General features: G+C 71.6%; 14 protein-coding genes. 5 read left to right on the top strand and 9 right to left on the bottom strand.

Features of this window, described 5'->3' with window-relative positions:
* Window positions 1–4: 4 nt before the first annotated feature.
* A complete protein-coding gene (locus tag ACFVTC_RS10920) occupies window positions 5–973 on the top strand; it encodes an aldo/keto reductase (RefSeq protein WP_390126255.1) in 969 nt (322 codons plus the stop codon).
* Between the two features lie 609 nt (window positions 974–1582).
* Window positions 1583–3457, top strand: coding sequence for a ricin-type beta-trefoil lectin domain protein (locus tag ACFVTC_RS10915; RefSeq protein WP_390126254.1), 1875 nt, complete (start codon window positions 1583–1585; stop codon window positions 3455–3457).
* A 74-nt stretch (window positions 3458–3531) separates the two neighbouring features.
* On the opposite strand, the gene ACFVTC_RS10910 is transcribed toward ACFVTC_RS10915, so the two are convergent.
* The 3 genes from ACFVTC_RS10910 to ACFVTC_RS10900 form a co-directional block, all read right to left on the bottom strand.
* A complete protein-coding gene (locus ACFVTC_RS10910) occupies window positions 3532–4791 on the bottom strand; it encodes a hypothetical protein (protein WP_390126253.1) in 1260 nt (419 codons plus the stop codon).
* A gap of 268 nt (window positions 4792–5059) precedes the next feature.
* Window positions 5060–5776, bottom strand: a complete 717-nt coding sequence (locus ACFVTC_RS10905; RefSeq protein WP_390126252.1) for a DUF4232 domain-containing protein — start codon at window positions 5774–5776, stop codon at window positions 5060–5062.
* A 121-nt stretch (window positions 5777–5897) separates the two neighbouring features.
* Window positions 5898–7280, bottom strand: a complete 1383-nt coding sequence (locus ACFVTC_RS10900) for a serine/threonine-protein kinase (RefSeq protein ID WP_390126251.1) — start codon at window positions 7278–7280, stop codon at window positions 5898–5900.
* A 46-nt stretch (window positions 7281–7326) separates the two neighbouring features.
* On the opposite strand from ACFVTC_RS10900, the gene ACFVTC_RS10895 reads away from it, so the two are divergent.
* Both ACFVTC_RS10895 and ACFVTC_RS10890 read left to right on the top strand, forming a co-directional pair.
* Window positions 7327–7878, top strand: a complete 552-nt coding sequence (locus tag ACFVTC_RS10895; RefSeq protein WP_390126250.1) for an RNA polymerase sigma factor — start codon at window positions 7327–7329, stop codon at window positions 7876–7878.
* Complete coding sequence (locus ACFVTC_RS10890; protein ID WP_390126249.1) at window positions 7875–8381, top strand: hypothetical protein; 507 nt, start codon at window positions 7875–7877, stop codon at window positions 8379–8381. Before ACFVTC_RS10895 ends, ACFVTC_RS10890 begins: the two co-directional genes overlap by 4 nt.
* 383 nt (window positions 8382–8764) lie before the next feature.
* On the opposite strand, the gene ACFVTC_RS10885 is transcribed toward ACFVTC_RS10890, so the two are convergent.
* Window positions 8765–8980, bottom strand: coding sequence for a dodecin (locus ACFVTC_RS10885; RefSeq protein WP_356798239.1), 216 nt, complete (start codon window positions 8978–8980; stop codon window positions 8765–8767).
* Window positions 8981–9196: 216 nt separating this feature from the next.
* On the opposite strand from ACFVTC_RS10885, the gene ACFVTC_RS10880 reads away from it, so the two are divergent.
* Complete coding sequence (locus tag ACFVTC_RS10880; protein WP_390126248.1) at window positions 9197–10456, top strand: extracellular solute-binding protein; 1260 nt, start codon at window positions 9197–9199, stop codon at window positions 10454–10456.
* Between the two features lie 28 nt (window positions 10457–10484).
* On the opposite strand, the gene secY is transcribed toward ACFVTC_RS10880, so the two are convergent.
* From secY to egtA, 5 genes are all read right to left on the bottom strand, one after another.
* Window positions 10485–11792, bottom strand: a complete 1308-nt coding sequence (gene secY / locus ACFVTC_RS10875; protein WP_390126247.1) for a preprotein translocase subunit SecY — start codon at window positions 11790–11792, stop codon at window positions 10485–10487.
* Between the two features lie 474 nt (window positions 11793–12266).
* The gene (egtD, locus tag ACFVTC_RS10870) at window positions 12267–13229 is read right to left on the bottom strand and encodes an L-histidine N(alpha)-methyltransferase (protein WP_390126246.1); all 963 of its coding nucleotides are present in this window, start codon (window positions 13227–13229) and stop codon (window positions 12267–12269) included.
* Window positions 13226–14053 (bottom strand): ergothioneine biosynthesis protein EgtC, encoded by an 828-nt coding sequence (egtC, locus tag ACFVTC_RS10865; protein WP_390126245.1) that lies wholly within the window; start codon window positions 14051–14053, stop codon window positions 13226–13228. The genes egtD and egtC overlap by 4 nt, the downstream gene beginning before the upstream one ends.
* Complete coding sequence (egtB, locus tag ACFVTC_RS10860) at window positions 14053–15375, bottom strand: ergothioneine biosynthesis protein EgtB (protein ID WP_390126244.1); 1323 nt, start codon at window positions 15373–15375, stop codon at window positions 14053–14055. Before egtB ends, egtC begins: the two co-directional genes overlap by 1 nt.
* Entirely contained in the window at window positions 15372–16742 is a 1371-nt protein-coding gene (egtA, locus tag ACFVTC_RS10855) for an ergothioneine biosynthesis glutamate--cysteine ligase EgtA (protein WP_390126243.1), read from the bottom strand. Before egtA ends, egtB begins: the two co-directional genes overlap by 4 nt.
* Between the last annotated feature and the right edge of the window lie 273 nt (window positions 16743–17015).

Below are 17015 nucleotides of genomic sequence, written 5' to 3'. Positions count from 1 at the left end.
GCGCATGCAGTACGTGAAGCTCGGTTCGACGGGCCTGGACGTGTCCCGGATCTGCCTCGGCTGCATGAGCTTCGGGGTGCCCGGCAGGGGAACCCACGAGTGGACCCTCGACGACGAGGCGTCCCGCCCCCTGATCCGCCGGGCGCTGGAGGCCGGCATCACCTTCTTCGACACGGCGAACGTCTACTCCGACGGCACCAGCGAGGAGATCGTCGGCCGCGCGCTGGCGGAGTTCGCCCGACGCGACGAGATCGTCATCGCCACCAAGGTCAACGGCGCGATGCACGACGGCCCCAACGCGCGCGGCCTGTCCCGCAAGGCCGTCATGACGGAGATCGACAACAGCCTCCGCAGGCTGGGCACCGACTACGTGGACCTCTACCAGATCCACCGCTTCGACCCCGCCACGCCCGTCGAGGAGACGATGGAGGCCCTGCACGACGTCGTGAAGGCGGGCAAGGCCCGCTACATCGGGGCGAGTTCGATGTACGCATGGGAGTTCTCCAAGGCGCAGTACACGGCCCTGCTGCACGGCTGGACCCGGTTCGTGTCCATGCAGAACCACTACAACCTCCTCTATCGCGAGGAGGAGCGCGAGATGCTGCCGCTCTGCGCGGACCAGGGCGTCGGCGTGCTGCCCTGGAGCCCGCTCGCGCGTGGCCGTCTCACCCGCGCCTGGGACGTCACCACCGAGCGCAGCAGGACCGACGACTTCGGCAGGAAGCTCTACCAGGAGGGTGACCGGGACATCGTCGACGCCGTCGGCCGGATCGCCGCCGAGCGCGATGTCCCGCGCGCCCGGATCGCCCTCGCCTGGCTGTTGCGCGGCAGCACTGTGACCGCTCCCGTCATCGGCGCCACCAGGGCGGGTCACGTCGACGACGCGGTGGCCGCCCTCGACGTGGAACTCACCGAGAAGGAGGTCGGGGAACTGGAGCAGCCGTACACGCCCCGGGCGATCAGCGGTCACTGATCCACTGGCCCGATCCGTTCGCCACGCCCAATCTCTCATCGGGCAAAAGCAATGCGCACATGAGCGGCCGCCGGAGGCCGGTGAATCCGGTGCCGACGTCGCAAGAGGCGGGCCAAGGAAATTGGGAGCGCTCCCAATAGTGGTCGCCGCATGGGTGTGCCGCGCGGTCAGTGGCCTGGTGAGTGCCCATTCCGCCGGGGGGTTCTCGGAGAGGTGGGTGTGGCGCAAGGCCCCCGGTGCAGGGCCGGAGGATTTCTGATTTCTTTTTGGATGGGCTTCTATTGACGTTTCGTCAATCTCCCTCGTGCCCGGCGGAATGGGGAAAACCAGGGGATGGCTTGTTTCGGCAAGGTCCGCTGTGCAAAGGTGTGCCTTGTTGGCGTGCAGACAATATTTACTTCCTTCTGTGCGTGCACGGTGTGGCCGCCCGCCCCGCTTCCGAAGAGCCGTCGAAGCGGGTGCTCGCGACGACACGGTCCCTCATGGGCAGCCCCTCGCCCGACCGGGCGGGCTGCCTGTCCATTGGTGTGGACCACTTCATGCGTTGCCTTTGGGAGGAAAGCGGACGTGAACGACCCCGCCCTGTCTCAGTCCCCGGAATCCGCTCGCTTGTTCGAGATATCGGATGAGCGGCTGGCGGCCGAACTGAAGAAGAGCTCGGGGAACACGCCCGCGCACCACCCCGTCGGAGAACTCCTCGACCGCCACTGGGAAGCGGTCTTCGGCTACGCGCGGCTGTGCACCAACGGCGTGCGTCCCGCCGGAATGCTCACCACGGCCGCATTCACCCGGTTGTTCGGCGAATCCCTGCGGCAGACCGGACCGACGGCCGCCTGGCGGCCGCAGTTGCTGGTCACCGTGCGCCGCATGACCGCCGAATGGCTCGCGGACCAGCGGCGGGAATCGCTCCACCCCGAACTCCTGGCCGGTCCGGACGGTGAGGCGGGGGTCGTGGCCCGGATCCTTCCGCCGGACGGCAGGCGACTGCTGTCCCGCGCGTTCCAGCGGCTTCCGGAGCCCGCCCGCTGCCTGCTCTGGCACGCCGAGGTCGAGGCTGAGCAACTGGCCCTTCCCGCAGCTCTGTTGGGAATCCGCGAGGACGCCGCCCTCATCGAGCTGCGGCGGGCCCGTGAACGTCTGCGCGAGGGCTGCCTGGAGATCCACCGCGAACTGGCCCCCGAGGAGGAGTGCCGCCAGTACCACCGCATGCTGGACGTGTCCCTGCGGCGCGGCGGTGACGACCTCGACCCCGATCTGCGCCGGCACATGGGCCGCTGCCGCCACTGCCGCGACACCGCCGAGCAGTTGAACCACTTCAACGGCGAACTCGCCCTGCCACTGGCCGAGTCCGTACTCGGCTGGGGCGCCGAGGCATATCTCGCCTCCCGTCCCGGACGCGCCGTCGCGATCGTGGAGGTGACGGACGACGCGCCCGGCATCCAGGCGGCCCCTCCCCTCCCGGCCGACGCCCCCCTCCCGCCCAGTCGGCTCCCACGGGCGGCGCCGCGCGGCCAGTCGCCCGCCGACTCCCGTCCGGCGTCACACAAGGCACCCCGGCGCGTGCCGGGCCGCCGCAACATCGCGCTGGCCGCACTGACCGCGAGCGGTCTGATCCTGGTCCCGCTGGCCCTGTGGGCGGCCCAGGGCTCGGACGGCACCACCGAGGGCGCCGGCCCTTCGGGCAGGCCGAGTTCGGGCCCCGCCAAGGCACCCGGTGCGAAGCCGTCCTGGATAGGCGACGCTTCGAACGGCACCGTGCGGGGCCGGTTGCGCAACCTCAAGACCGGACTGTGTGTCGGCATCGTCGACGGGAAGCTCGTGAAGGGGGCCGAGACGGCACTCACCTCGTGCTCCTCGGACGCGGCACAGGAATGGTCGTACGAGGCGGACGGGGTGCTGCGCGATGTCGCCGACCCGGGCCTGTGTCTCGACTCCCACCTCGGCTACTCTGTCCAACTGGCCTCCTGCACCGGCGAGTCCGGCTCGACCGGCAAGAACGTGCGCTACGACTTCACCCTTCAGGGGGAGCTGGTGCCACGGGGCAACCAGGACCTGGCCCTCACCCCCGCCGCCACCAACGGCGCGGGAGCCCTGGTCCTCAAGCTCCGCAAGGACCAGGCCGTCCAGCACTGGACCCTGGACACCTCGTCGCCCTCGCTCCAGATGGCGGCGGTGAACTGGGACGCCGACGGAGCGGCCGGCGAGCCCGCGACCCAGCAGCCCTCCGGGTCCGCTCGGCCGGGTTCGCCGAACGGCGCGTACCGTGCCTCGCCCGAACCCTCGGCCGGGCCGTCGACGCCCGCGGCGGATCCCGGCGCCCCGGGCCCCACGTCGTCCTGCTCCCCGTACGACTGCCCGCCGGGGAACGGCCAGTACGGCACCCCGGGGTCCGGCGACGGCGGCTCCTGGGGCAACGGTGGTGGTTATGGAGACGGCGGTTACGGCGGCTACGGATCCGGCGGTGGCCGGGGCGGCCACCGCTGACGCCTACCCTGTCGTCCCGCCCACGGGGATCGCACCGCCCGGCCCCCGGGGCGGACCGCCTCCGCCGAGAGGTGTCACGACGTGGCGGTGGCCGACCCGGCCGTGGCCGACACGGAGGCGCCCGTGCCCAGGAACTCCGCCCAGCCGCCGAGGGGGGACTGTCCGGGACCGAGGGTGCGCAGCTTGCGCAGTACGGCGGGGTCCTGGACCTCCAGCCACTCCACGAGCTGGCGGAACGAGACCAGGCGCACGTCGTCGTGTCCCGCTATCTGCTCGATGGCCTGTTCCACGGCGTCCATGTATATGCCCCCGTTCCACCGTTCGAAGTGGTTGCCGACGAAGAAGGGGGCACGGTTGCTCTCGTAGGCCCGGCGGAATCCGGCGAGGTAGCTGTCGCGGGCCTGCACGCGCCAGGTGTCGTACTGGGAGCGGTCACCGAGCGGGTTGGCGTTCGACTGGTTGGCCATCAGGTTGTAGTCCATGGACAGGACCTGGAAGGTGTGGCCGGGGAAGGGGATGGACTGCAGCGGGAAGTCCCAGACGCGGCCGTTCTGGACCTTGCCCGGCCACATCTGCAGGCCGCCGGAGGAACTGGCGTCGTACTTCCAGCCGAGGGCGGCGGCCGTCGGCAGCAGGTTGGACTGGCCCTCCAGACACGGGGTGCGACCGCCGATCAGCTCCTTGTCGTAGTCGAAGGGGAGGGGTTCGAGATCGGTGAAGCCGGTGTTGGTCTTCCACTCGGTCACGAACTTCTTCGCCTGGTCGATCTCGCTGCGCCACTCGGCGGGGGACCATCGGCGCACCCCGTCCGAGCCGCAGAAGTGACCGTTGAAGTGGGTGCCGATCTCGTGCCCCTCCAGCCAGGCGCCCCGGATCTGCTGGAGCGTCGAGTGGATGTGTCGGTCGGAGAGGTAACCGATCGCGGAGGCGCCCACCGGGTGCTGCGGCGGGCTGTAGAGATGCTTCTTCGACTCGGGCAGCGTGTAGATGCCGCTGAGGAAGAACGTCATCGACGCGCCGTGGTCGGCGGCGACCTTGCGGAACCGCGAGAACAGCTTGTTGCTGAGCTCGCCCGCGCCGTCCCAGGAGAACACCACGAACTGCGGCGGACGCTCGCCGGGCTTCAGCCGCTCGGCCTTCGGCTGCCCCGGCTGGGCCCCCGTGTCGGCGGTGGACCCGTCGCCGATGAGCCGGGGCCGCGGGGTCGTGTCCTGCACCGTCCCCTTGCCGTCGCCGCCCACGGACCAGTCGTTCGCCGAACAGGCGGAGAGCGCGCCGAGCGCTCCCGCCGCGGCCGTCGCGGTCAGCAGACGCCTGCGTGAGATGCCGGTCATGATGAACCCCCGATGTCCTCGATACCGCTCCCGCGCCGGGCCGGAGCTTCCGTCACTGCGACGCGCCGCTCCGCGGAGGGTGTGTCGAACGGTGTGATGCGCGCAGGTCCGGGAAAGGTCGCCGGTGGCGGCACGTGTTGCCGTTCCGTGACAAACCCCGCCGTCCGTGGGGCGGACGGCGGGGCGGCGGGGTGCAGGACGGACAGCGGGGAGCGGCGGGGCGGCGGTGTGCGGGACGGACAGCGGGGGAGCGGCGGGGCCGGCGAGGTCAGGCGCCGGTGCCGGCCCGGACGACCGTGAGGGAGACCGACGAGGAGTTCCCCGACACCGGGACCTTGCCGCCCTTCCAGGCGACCTTGAGCGGGTCCCGCTCGTCGGGGGGCGTGACGACCAGCGACGCCGGCGTGGCCGTGCGGGCCCCGCTGATCTCCGGGTTGGAGAACGTCAGGCCCGCCCACGCGCTTCGGCCCGGGGCCAGGGTGACCGTGACCGGCGAACCGGGGGAGCGCTTCGGATCGGGCCCGAGCTGCTTGCCCGACGCGTCGACGAAGGCCGCCCCGGGGTAGCCGCGCAGGGTGCAGGTGCGGTGGGAGGCGTTGGTGAGGACGACGGGGAAGTTCTCCTGGCCCGCTCCCGGGTCGTTGCCGCCGACCGTCGCGCGCAGCTCGGAGGTGTGGCAGCGGGTGCTCGCGGCGCCGCTTCCCGTCGAGGCCGTGGCGGTGGCCGAGGACGAGCCCGACGCCGGTGCCGACGTCCTGTCGCCTCCGGCCGAAGGGGTGCCGGTGCCGGAGCCGTCCGGGGTCGTGTCGCCGGAGGCCGGCTGGGCCGTGCCGGGGAGCTTCTGCGGGGTGCCGCTCGTACCGCTGTCGGTGCCGCAGGCCGAGAGCGTGCCCAGCAGCGCGATGCCCGCGACCACCGCCGCCCAGTGCGCGGGGGAGGACGTACGGCGTACGGGAATCTCGTCGCCGTGCCGGAAGGTCGCCATGTCAAACTCCTTCGAATTCAGCGCACGCCGTGACTCGTGCGTACGGCGCTCCGTGCTCCGTCATCAGTGTCCGATGCGCGCCGGCCGGAAAAAGTTCGCGAGTACGGGGCACGCGTTCTCGTCAGGTGCCTACCCGTACGGAACCGAGCACACGGTCGGTGGCGTCGCTGTCGCTCTTCTGGCGGATCTGCACATAGAGCTGCGGCTGTGCGGCGCCGCCCGCGGGGGCGAGCCCCGCCTCCGTGAGCGAGCCGTGACCGTCCGGGCAGTCGCTCCAGGTCCTCACCAGCCCGTGCCAGTGCGCGCCCGTGTACGTGCGGCTGCCGTCGTAGTGGCATCCGGTGTGGGCGAGCGAGGCGACCTCGGCCCGTACGTCCCCGCGTTCGCTCAGACCGACGAAAGCCCCGTCGACGCCCGAGCGCAGGTCCTGCCACTTCGCCAGGTCGTCGGCGACGGCCAGCCCCGGTTCGCGGGTGTCCGACAGGCCCACGGTCCGCGGATTCCACCCGGAGTCGCGCAGTTGGCGGCTCCAGGCGCGCGGCACCTCCACCGTGAGCCGTCCCGAGGCGTCCGCGACCCGCACGGACCCGCCGGAGGAGTGCCGGGTCACCAGGGCGGCGGTGACGCCGCCGGCGGCGACCACGACCGCGACGGCCACCGCGGCGATCACGGTCCCTCGACGGCGCCGGGCCGGTCGGGGGGCCGGAGCCGGCGCCGCTCCGGCCAGCCGCTCCAGCTCCTCGGCCAGATCCAGCGCCGTCGGCCAGCGCCGCTCCCGGTCAGGCTCCATGGCACGGAGCAACGCCCGCTGGACGGCCGGCGCGAGGCCGGTACGGAGCCGGTCGGGGCGTACGACCTTGCCGGGCGGCCCGGGTACCGTGCCCGTGAGCAGGTGATAGCCGAGGGCTCCCAGGCTGTACACATCGGCCCGCGCGTCGATCCCCGACCCGGGCTGGGCCTGCTCCGGCGGGGTGTAGCCCGCGGAACCCGCGGCCATCGTCAGCCCCGAGGCGTGTGCCAGGCTCTTGGCGAGACCGAGGTCCGCCAGCAGCACCCGCTCGCCCGCTCCGGGCGCCGTGCGCAGCAGCACGTTGGACGGCTTGATGTCGCGGTGCACGATCCCCGCCTGGTGCAGCGCGGCCGCGCCGCGGGCCGCCAGGGCGGTCAGTCGCAGGGCCTCGGACACCGGCAGCGGTTCACCGCCGACCCGGTCCGCGAGGGTGCCCCCGTCCGCGTACTCCATGACGAAGTAGGGCCTGCCGTCCGGGAGTTCACCGATGTCGTAGACCTGGACGACCCGGTTCGAGTCGGCCTTGCGCAGCAGCCGGGCCTCGGCGAGGAAGCGCTCCCGGACATCCAAGTGATCGACCCAGTTGTCGGACAGCACCTTCACGGCGACGACCGCGTCCAGCACCTCGTCGTGGGCGAGCCAGACCACGCCGAAGCCGCCGGCGCCCAGGCGTCGGTCCAGACGGTAGCGGCCGATCCGCTGCGGAGGGTGCATGCGACTATCATGCCTGGCCTCTGATCGACACCGAGGGGAGCACCCAGTGCAGGACGCGGCGGGAACCGAGGAGCTCGCGCTGCGCGCGGCCGCGGGCGATCCGGACGCCCTGGATCTGCTGCTCCAGCGGCTGGGGCCGGAGGTCATGCGGCGCTGCGGGCGCTTCCTGCCGTGCCGCGAGGACGCCGAGGAGGCGGCGCAGGACGTCCTCCTCCAGGTGGCGCGGAAGATCACCGGCTTCGAGGGTCGCAGCCGCTTCAGCACCTGGCTCTACACGGTCGTCGCCAACTGCTCCCGCCAGAAGTACCGCGAACTGAAGCGGCGGGCCGCCGAGCAGCCGGACGTCATCGACGCCTCACAGCATGTCGACCCCCGCACCACGAGTGTCATCGCCGGTTCCCGCATCGACCTCCTGGAGGCGCTGGAGCGGCTGGAGCGCGAACACCCGCACCTGGTGGCCCCGCTGGTCTACCGGGACATCTGCCAACTGGAATACGCCGAGGTCGCGGAACGGGTCGGCATCCCGCTCGGCACGCTCAAGTCCCGTCTGCACGAGGCCCGTAAGCAGGTCAGGCCCTGGCTGGCGGACGCCTCGTGACATCGCCGAGCGTCCCGCAGAAGAGCAGCAGGCCGGTCGCCGTGTTCGACCTCGACGGCACACTCGCCGACAGCGCGCACCGGCAGCGGTTCCTGGAGCGCACCCCGCGCGACTGGGACGCGTTCTTCGCGGCCGCGCCGCAGGATCCGCCGCTGGCCGAGGGCGTGGCCCTGGCGATGGAGAGCGCGCGGGAGTGCGATGTGGTCTACCTCACCGGCCGCCCCGAACGCTGCCGCCGTGACACCGTCGCGTGGCTGGCCGCCCAGGGGCTGCCCGAGGGGCCGGTCTGGATGCGGCGCGACGACGACCGCAGGCCGGCCCGCCGCACCAAGCCGGAGGTCCTGCGCCGACTCGCCCGTGACCGTGAGATCCGTACCCTCGTGGACGACGACGAACTGGTCTGCGACGAGGCCGAGCGGGCCGGTTTCACGGTCGTACGGGCGCGCTGGGCGACCGCGTCGGCGACGCTGAAGAACGCGCAGGAGCGCGAGGGGCGGACCTGACCGGGCCGACGTCTCCGGGTCGACGTGAGCGGGCCGACGGGGGCGGCCGGGCTCGGTCCGTCGCCGGTCCGGGCCGCGATCGGCGGTGCCGGTCCCGGCCGGTGTGCGGCGGTCGGCGTACGACCGGCCGGGGCGAACGACGTGGGCGCCCGTCCGAGGCGCCGTGAAGGCCGCCGGTCGGCCGTTCGGGGGGTCCGCTCGCGATCCCGCTCCCGGGCGGGGCGCGAGCGGTGACCGCGGTGACGGGTCCGCGCCGCATGTCCATGGGGTCCGGCGTGCGGCCTCGCGGCGGCCCGCGGCGGATCGGCGTACGGCTCGGCGGGGGAGCGGTATGAGGCCCCGGGGGTGGGGCCACATACCGGGGTGAGCGGCGCCCGGTGGCGTCAGGCGCCGTCCTCCAGACGGAAGCCGACCTTCAGACCCACCTGGTAGTGCTCGACCTCCCCGTCCACGATCTGCCCCCTGACCTGGGTGATCTCGAACCAGTCCAGGTTGCGCAGGGTCTGCGAGGCGCGGGCGATCCCATTGCGGACGGCCTGGTCGATCCCCTCGGGGGAGGTGCCGACGATCTCGGTGACCCGGTACGTGTGGTCGGTCATGCGGGTGCTCCTCTCCGCCGTGGCGGGTGTGCCACGCGTCATTCCACGGTGCCTCACGGCGCCGCGGTACGCGAGATGTCGGCGGTGTCCTGACCGGCCGCCCTTGACGGGCCTGATTGGTCCATACCAAAATCAGAACACCCGTACGAGCATGGAGCTCGTCCCCCACGCCGGGTTCCCATTCCGCTGTCCGCAAGACAGAACAGGATCCCCTTCGTGACGCGTCGTCTGCTCGCCCTCGCCTGTGTGACCGCCTCCCTGCTGACCGCGTGCGGAGCTCTGCCGGGGGAAGGCGGTGGACGGCACACCGTGACGGTGTGGCTGATGAAGGACAGCGCGTCCGAGGAGTTCCTCGAGCGGTTCACCGAGGACTTCGAACGGACCCACCGGGACATCGCCCTGGACATCCGCATCCAGCAGTGGACCGGGATCGTGCAGAAGGTCCAGGGGGCGCTGAAGGGTGAGGGAGGCGGCGGACCGGACGTCATCGAGGTGGGCAACACCCAAGTGGCGCAGTACGTGGACAGGGGCGGCCTGAGCGACCTGACGCTCGAGTCGGTGCGCGACTGGGGCATGGACGACTGGCTCCCGGGCCTCGCCCAGCCGGGCCGGTTCAGCACCCGCCAGTACGGCATCCCTTGGTACGCGGCGAACCGCGTCGTCATCTACCGCAAGGACCTCTTCGACCGGGCCGGGATCAAGAAGCCGCCGAAGACCCGTGAGCAGTGGATCGAGGACACGGGACGGCTCAACTCGGCCGGAAACCAAGGGATCTACCTGGCCGGCCAGGACTGGTACACCTTCGCCGGGTTCGTCTGGGACGAGGGCGGAGAGCTCGCGACGGATTCCGGCGGAACCTGGGAGGGCTCCCTGGCGACGGCCGCGGCCCTGCGCGGCATGGACTTCTACCGGCGGCTCCAGGCACTCGGCTCCGGACCCGCCGGGGCCGACGAGGAACACCCGCCGCAGGCCGGGGTGTTCGCCGGTGGCCATGTGGCACAGATCGTGGCCGTACCCGGGCTCGCCCAGGCGATCGTGGAGCAGAACCCGGCGCTGCGGAGGAGACTCGGGTTCTTCCCCGTCCCCGGCAAGGCGGCCGCCGAGCCCGGCGCCGTCTTCACCGGCGGTTCCGACCTCGTGGTGCCCAAGAACACCGACGACCGGCGGGCGGCCACGGCCGTCGTCTCGGCCCTCGTCGGCGCCAAGTGGCAGACCCAACTGGCCCGGACGATGAACTACGTGCCCAACAAGACCACTCTCGCGGGCGCGGTGGCCGGGGAGGAGGGCGCCGCGGCCATGGCGGTGGGCGCCGCGCGGGGCCGGGCGACCCCCGCCTCGCCCCGGTGGGCCGCCGTCGAGGCCGACAACCCGATCAAGTCCTATATGACCAAGGTCCTGACCGGGGCCGACCCCGCGACCGAGGCCGGGCGCGCCTCCCGGCTGATCACGGATCGGCTGGCGGAGACCGGGGGATGAGTCCCGGGCCGCCGTCCCCCGGAGGGTGTCACCGGAGGAAGCCCGTGTAGTTCTGCTGCTCGATCTGGCTGTTGATCTGCTTCACGGTCTCCAGGCCCACGCTCACGATGATCAGAATGCTCGTACCGGTGAGCTGGTTGGCGCCGCCGAAGCTCGCGAACGCGACGGTGGGGACGAGAGCGATCAGGCCCAGATAGAGGGCGCCCGGCCAGGTGAGTCTGTTGAGGACGTAGCCCAGGTATTCGGCCGTGGGCCGGCCGGCCCGCAGGCCCGGGATGAACCCGCCGCTCTGTTTGATGTTCCCCGCCACCTCCTCCGGATTGAATGTGATCGCCACATAGAAGAAGGCGAAGAACACGATCAGGAGGAAGTACGCGAGGACGTAGTACGGATGGTTCCCCCGGACGAAGTTCTGTGTGACCCATGTGGCCCAGCCCGCGTGCGAGTTGGAGAACTGTGCGATCAGCGCGGGAATGTAGAGGAGCGAGGAGGCGAAGATGACCGGAACCACACCGGCCTGGTTGACCTTCAGCGGGATGTAGGTCGCCGTTCCGCCGTACGACTTACGGCCGATCATCCGTTTCGCGTACTGCACCGGAATACGGCGCTGCGCCTGTTCCACGAAGACGACTAGGGCCACCATCGCGAACCCGACGAGAATGACGACGCCGAAGCCGAACCATCCGTCGGCGATCTGCCCCTCCTCTTTGACCGTCCACAACGCGCCGGGGAACGTGGAGGCGATGGAGATGAAGATGAGCATCGACATTCCGTTGCCGATACCGCGTTCGGTGACGAGCTCTCCGAGCCACATCACGCAGGCCGTTCCCGCGGTGATCGTGAGCACCATCACCAGCGTGGTGAGGATCGAACGGTCCGGGACGATGCCCGCGGCGGTCGGGCAGCTGGGGAACAGCGCACCACTGCGGGCGGTCGCGACCAGGCCCGTACCCTGCAGGACGGCCAGGGCCACCGTCAGGTAGCGGGTGTACTGGGTGATCTTCCCCTGCCCGGCGGCGCCCTCCTTCTTCAGTGCCTCCAGTTTCGGGATGACCACCGTCAGCAGTTGAAGAATGATGCTGGCCGTGATGTACGGCAGAATTCCCAGCGCGAACACGGTGATCTGGAGCAGGGCGCCGCCACTGAACAGGTTGACCAGACCCAGCAGACCGCCGTTCTTCGTCGCCGCGTCCACGCACGCCTGGACGTTCCGGTAGTTCACACCGGGGAGCGGCACATGCGACCCCACGCGGTAGAGCACGATGATGCCGAGCGTGAACAACAGCTTCTTGCGCAGGTCCGGGGTTCTGAAGACCTTGGCGAATGCGCTCAGCAAGGGTTCCTCCTTCGCCCCCGCGCCAGCACGCCAGAGGTGAACAGAAGCAGATTCTCCGAGCTCGGGAACACGCTCGGGAGAGCGAGTCGAAGCAATGCCTCGCGAGGCGGGGAAATTCAAGCACCATCATCGAATGGGACATCAGGGTCGGCAACCGGAAAGGCCCTGGCGGACACCACCGGCAGCGGCGCCTTCCGCCGGGGCCGGCGTACCCGCGGCGCTCCTTCGACGGGCGGAACTCCACGCCGGGCGCCGGTACCGGGCGCCGGTACCGGGCGCGGGAACGGGCGCCGGGAACGGGCGCCGGGAACGGGGACGGGCGCCGGGAACGGGAACGGGGACGGGAACGGGGACGGGGACGGGCACTGGCACGGGCAACGGGCGCCGACGGTGTACACCGCCGACGCCCGTTGCCCGTGCTTGTTCCGGCGCCCGGGTTCGCCACCCGGGCGTGCTCTCACCCCGCTTGGGACGTCACCTGACCACGCTCAACGACAGCGCGAACCGGCCCTCCCGGTCCGTCCACCAATGGGTCAGGTCGAGTCCCGCGGCGCCGAGTTCGCGCCGCACCCCCTCCTCACGGAACTTCGCCGAGATCTCGGTGCGCATCTCCTCACCGTCGGCGAAGTCGACGGCGAGGCCGAGGGCCGGGATCTTCACGGTCTGCTCGGTCCGCGAACGCAGCCGCATCTCGATCCACTCGTGCTCGGCGTCCCAGAGGGCGACATGGGTGAACGCGTCCGGATCGAAGTCGGCGCCGAGCTCGCGGTTGACGACCGTCAGCACGTTCTTGTCGAACTCGGCCGTCACTCCGGCCGCGTCGTCGTACGCGGCGACGAGCACCGACTCGTCCTTGACCAGGTCCGTGCCGAGCAGCAGGGCGTCACCGGGGGAGAGCAGGGCCCGTACGGAGGCCAGGAACGCGGCGCGCTCGGCGGGCAGCAGGTTGCCGATGGTGCCGCCGAGGAACGCCACCAGCCGTGGTCCGGGTGTGCCCGGAAGCGCGAGACCGCCCGTGAAATCGGCGATCAGCGCGTGCACGCCGAGCTCCGGTCGCTCGGCGATCAGCGCGTGCCCGGCCTGGGTCAGGGCGCTCTCGCTGACGTCGACCGGCACGTAGGTGTGCAGTCCGGGCAGCGCGTCGAGCAGATGACGGGTCTTCTCCGACGAGCCCGAGCCGAGCTCGACGAGGGTGCGTGCGCCGGTCGCCCGCGCGATCTCGGGGGCCCGCGCGGCCAGGATCTCGCGCTCCGCCCGGGTGGGGTAGTACTCGGGCAGTTCGGTGATCTTGTCGAAGAGCTCGCTGCCGTGCGCGTCGTAGAACCACTTCGGCGGCAGCGTCTTGGGCGTGTGGGACAGGCCGTGCAGGACGTCGGCGCGCAGCGCGGCGTCCGTGGCGTCCTCGGGCAGGGTGCGGGTGAGAAGGAACGGACTCACGTGCTGGGCTCCTTCGGACGTGCGGATGCCATGGAGTGGTGGGGGTCCTCGTGGTCGGGCACGCCTTGGCGGTCGTGCGGGTCCTTGAGCGGGGTGAGCAGGACGTCGGTGCGGGTCGCCACGAGCAGCGTGCGGTCCGGCACCTCCTGCCACCGTGGGTCGTCGTCGTACGGCTCGGAGGCCACGACGGTGCCGCGGCCGGGTTCGGCGAGGTACCACAGGGTGTCGCCCCAGGCCGTCGCGGTGATGGTGCCGCCGTCGGTGAGCAGCAGGTTGAGCCGGGAGCCCGGGGCGGCCTCCGCGACCTCCAGGACCGTGTCGGCCAGGGCCCGGCTCCCGTCGTCCCCGGTGCGCAGCCGCTGCAGGACCAGCGCCCAGACGAGCGCCGAGTCGCAACGGGCCTCCAGGGACAGCAACTCCGCGGCGGGCAGGCCGCGGGTCAGCGGGGCGAGGGAGTGGGGCCAGCCGAGGACGGCGCCGTTGTGGCTGAACAGCCAGGTGCCCGCGGCGAACGGTGCCGCCGCGGCCTCTCCGTCCGCTCCCGCCCGGGTGGCGTCCCGGACGGCGCCGAGCAGTGCCCCGGTCCGTACGACACGGGCCAGGTCCGCGAAGGACTGGTCGCCCCAGATGGGTCCGGCGCGCCGGTACCGGGCGGGCACCGGATCCCCCTCGGCGTACCAGCCGATCCCGAAACCGTCGGCGTTGACCGTCCCGTACCGCTGCCGCCGGGGTGCCCAGGACTGCCGGAACAGGCTGTGCGGCGGGTCCGTCAGCAGCCGGCCGATCGGTGTTCCGGGGCCCACGTAGGCCAGATGGCGGCACATCAGGCTTGTCCGTCGCGGGCCGTGCGGAACCCGGAGAAGATCTGCCGCCGGATCGGGTAGTCCCAGTTGCGGAAGGTGCCCCGGCAGGCGACCTTGTCCACGGCGAACGAGCCACCGCGCAGAATTTTGTGCTCCGGCCCGAAGAAGACCTCCGAGTACTCCTTGTACGGGAAGGCCGCGAAGCCGGGGTAGGGCTGCAGGTCGCTCGACGTCCACTCCCACACGTCACCGATCAACTGCCGTACACCGAGCGGTGATTCACCGGCCGGATAGCTTCCGGCCGGGGCCGGGCGCAGATGGCGCTGGCCGAGGTTGGCGTGCTCGGGGGTGGGGTCGGCGTCGCCCCAGGGGTAGCGGGTGGAGCGGCCGGTGGCCGGGTCGTGACGGGCGGCCTTCTCCCACTCGGCCTCGGTGGGCAGCCGGCGCCCCGCCCAGCGGGCGTAGGCGTCGGCCTCGTACCAGCACACGTGCAGCACGGGCTCGTCCGGCGGGACGAGTTCGGTGGCGCCGAAGCGGCGCCGCAGCCACTGTCCGCCCTCCCGGCGCCAGAACAGCGGCGCCTCGATGCCGTGGGCGCGGATGTGGGCCCAGCCCTGCGGGCTCCACCAGCGTTCGGTGTCGTAGCCGCCGTCCGCGACGAAGGCCTGGTACGCGGCGTTGGTCACCGGGGTGGTGTCGATGAAGAACGCCGGGACCTCGCGCCGGTGCGCCGGCCGCTCGTTGTCCAGTGCCCACGGCTCGGTGGACGTGCCCATCGTGAACGGGCCGCCGGGGACGAGGACTTCGGCCGGTCCCGTGAACGGCGGGGCGGGATCGGGGTCCGGCGCGGTGAGGGCCGCCGGTCCCCTGCGCAGCTGATGGGTGATGAGCATCGTCTCGTCGTGCTGCTGTTCGTGCTGCGCGATCATGCCGAAGGCGAAGCCCGCCTCGGTCAGCGGAGTGCCCCGGAAGGCGGTGCCCTCCAGGACGTCCAGGGCGCGGCCGCGTACCTCGGCGGCGTACTGCCGGGCCTCGGCGGGCGGAAGCAGCGGCAGTGAGGGCCGCTCGGCGCGCGGATGCTCGAACGCGTCGTACAGCCCGTCTATCTCGGGCCGCATGGCGTCACGTCCGGCGACCGCGCGCAGCAGCCACAGCTCCTCCTGGTTGCCGATGTGCGCGAGGTCCCAGACCAGCGGGGACATCAACGGCGAGTGCTGCGCGGTCAGCTCGGGCTCCTCCACGCAGGACGTGAGGAGCGCGGTGCGCTCACGGGCCGTGGTCAGTGCGTCGAGCGCGCGCTCCCTGAGCGACTCGGGGTCCGTGGGTGAGGTGGGGGCGGTCATGTGCGGATGTCCTTCCCGTGGGACCGGTTCTGGGACCGGTCGTCGGACCGATCCTGGGGCCGGTCGTGGGACTGGTCGTGGGACTGGTCGTGGAGCCGACCGTGGAATTGGCTGTGGAACTGGCTCAGCAGATCGTCTGCGGGGCAACGCCCCCGGGCCACATAGCGGTCCGTGAACTCCGCGACGGCCTCCCGCACCTCGGCGGTGGCACCGAGGCGGGGCAGCGCCTCGGCGGCGGCCGCGAAGCAGATGACGGCGGCCTCGCGCAGCTCGGGGTCGGTCAGGCCGTGCCGGGCGGCGCCGATCCACAGCGGATTGGACGGAGCCGGCAGTCCTTCCGCCCGCTCCGCGAGGGGCTTGACGGTCCGGTAGGCGATCTCCGCCGCCTCCGGGTCGTCGAACAGCGCCGCCGTCACCGCCAGTGGCACGATCCACCCGTCCTCGCCCGGCTGCGCGTCGATCATGCGCAGTTCCAGATGGCCGCGTGGACGGACCGGCGGGAACAGGGTCGTGAGGTGGTAGTCCAGGTCCGCCCGGGTCGGGGGTGTGGCGGACCGGGTCCACTCCCGGAAGGTCAGGCCCTCGGGTACCTCCCAGGGGCCCTCCGGCGCACGGACGCACATCACCGGCGCGTCCAGGACGTGCCGGGCCCAGGCCGCGCGCGGATCACCGCCCAGCGGAGGCGCGGCGGACCGGCCCGGGTCCATCGCCGTCCACAGCGACTGCCGCGTGGAGCGCCAGCCGGTGTAGTGGCCCCGGGCGAGCGGGGAGTGCGCGAACGCGGCCACCAGGACCGCGCCCAACTGGTTCGCCAGCCACCAGCGGCGCCCGTGGCCGAGCGGGCCGGGCTCCTCGTACCCGGCGTCCAGACACACCTGGACCGAGGCCGAGGAGCACATCATCGCCCGGCCCTCGGGGCCCGTGCGGTCCAGGTAGCGCTCCATGGCGTCGTAGCGCGGCTCACGGAGGTAGCGGCTCGGGGGGTTCCAGGGTTCGTGGCCGTTGCCACTGAGGCCCAGACCGGCCTCGCGCAGTACCGCGCGCACCGCGTCGAGATCGGCGGACACGGACCCGATGCACTCCATCAGGGAGCCGGCGGGTGCGGAGCTGAGCTCCAGCTGGCCGCCCGGTTCGACGGTGAGCGCCGAACGCAGGGACAGGGTCCGCAGAGCGGCGTACGCCGCTTCGAGCTGTTCTGGTGTTGCGGGGAGCTGCGGACGCCGCAGCTCGTGGACGAGCCATTCCACTTCGACACCGAGGGTGCGGGGAGGTCCGGTCTTGAAGCATATGCCTCGGACCAGCGCTTCCACCTCGGCCTCGGTGACGGCGGAGCGTCGCTCCGTACAGTCACTCACCGAATCGGACATGTAGGGATCCTCCTGAGATTCCACCATGCCGCCGGCCCGACGTCTGTGGTGCCGGACCGGCATTGCTCGTCCCACCCAAGACCCTCTCGCCGGTTCGCACAAGGGTGCAAATCCGTCGTGCCCAGGGTCCGGGGGCACCGCCGGGGCGGCTCGCGCGCCGCTGGGCGCGGGGCCGCGAAAACCTGTTGCGCCGCACGACCAGCATCGCTCACGATGCGTCCGTGGGCACGACGGGGGAGATCGCGCGGGGCGTTCGCATGGCGTGTACGGGGG

Origin of the sequence: Streptomyces sp. NPDC057950, from assembly GCF_042887295.1 — a bacterium.
GTDB lineage: Bacteria > Actinomycetota > Actinomycetes > Streptomycetales > Streptomycetaceae > Streptomyces > Streptomyces kaempferi.
Note: the sequence above shows the minus strand (reverse complement) of the source record. Positions and strands in the feature narration are given on the sequence as shown.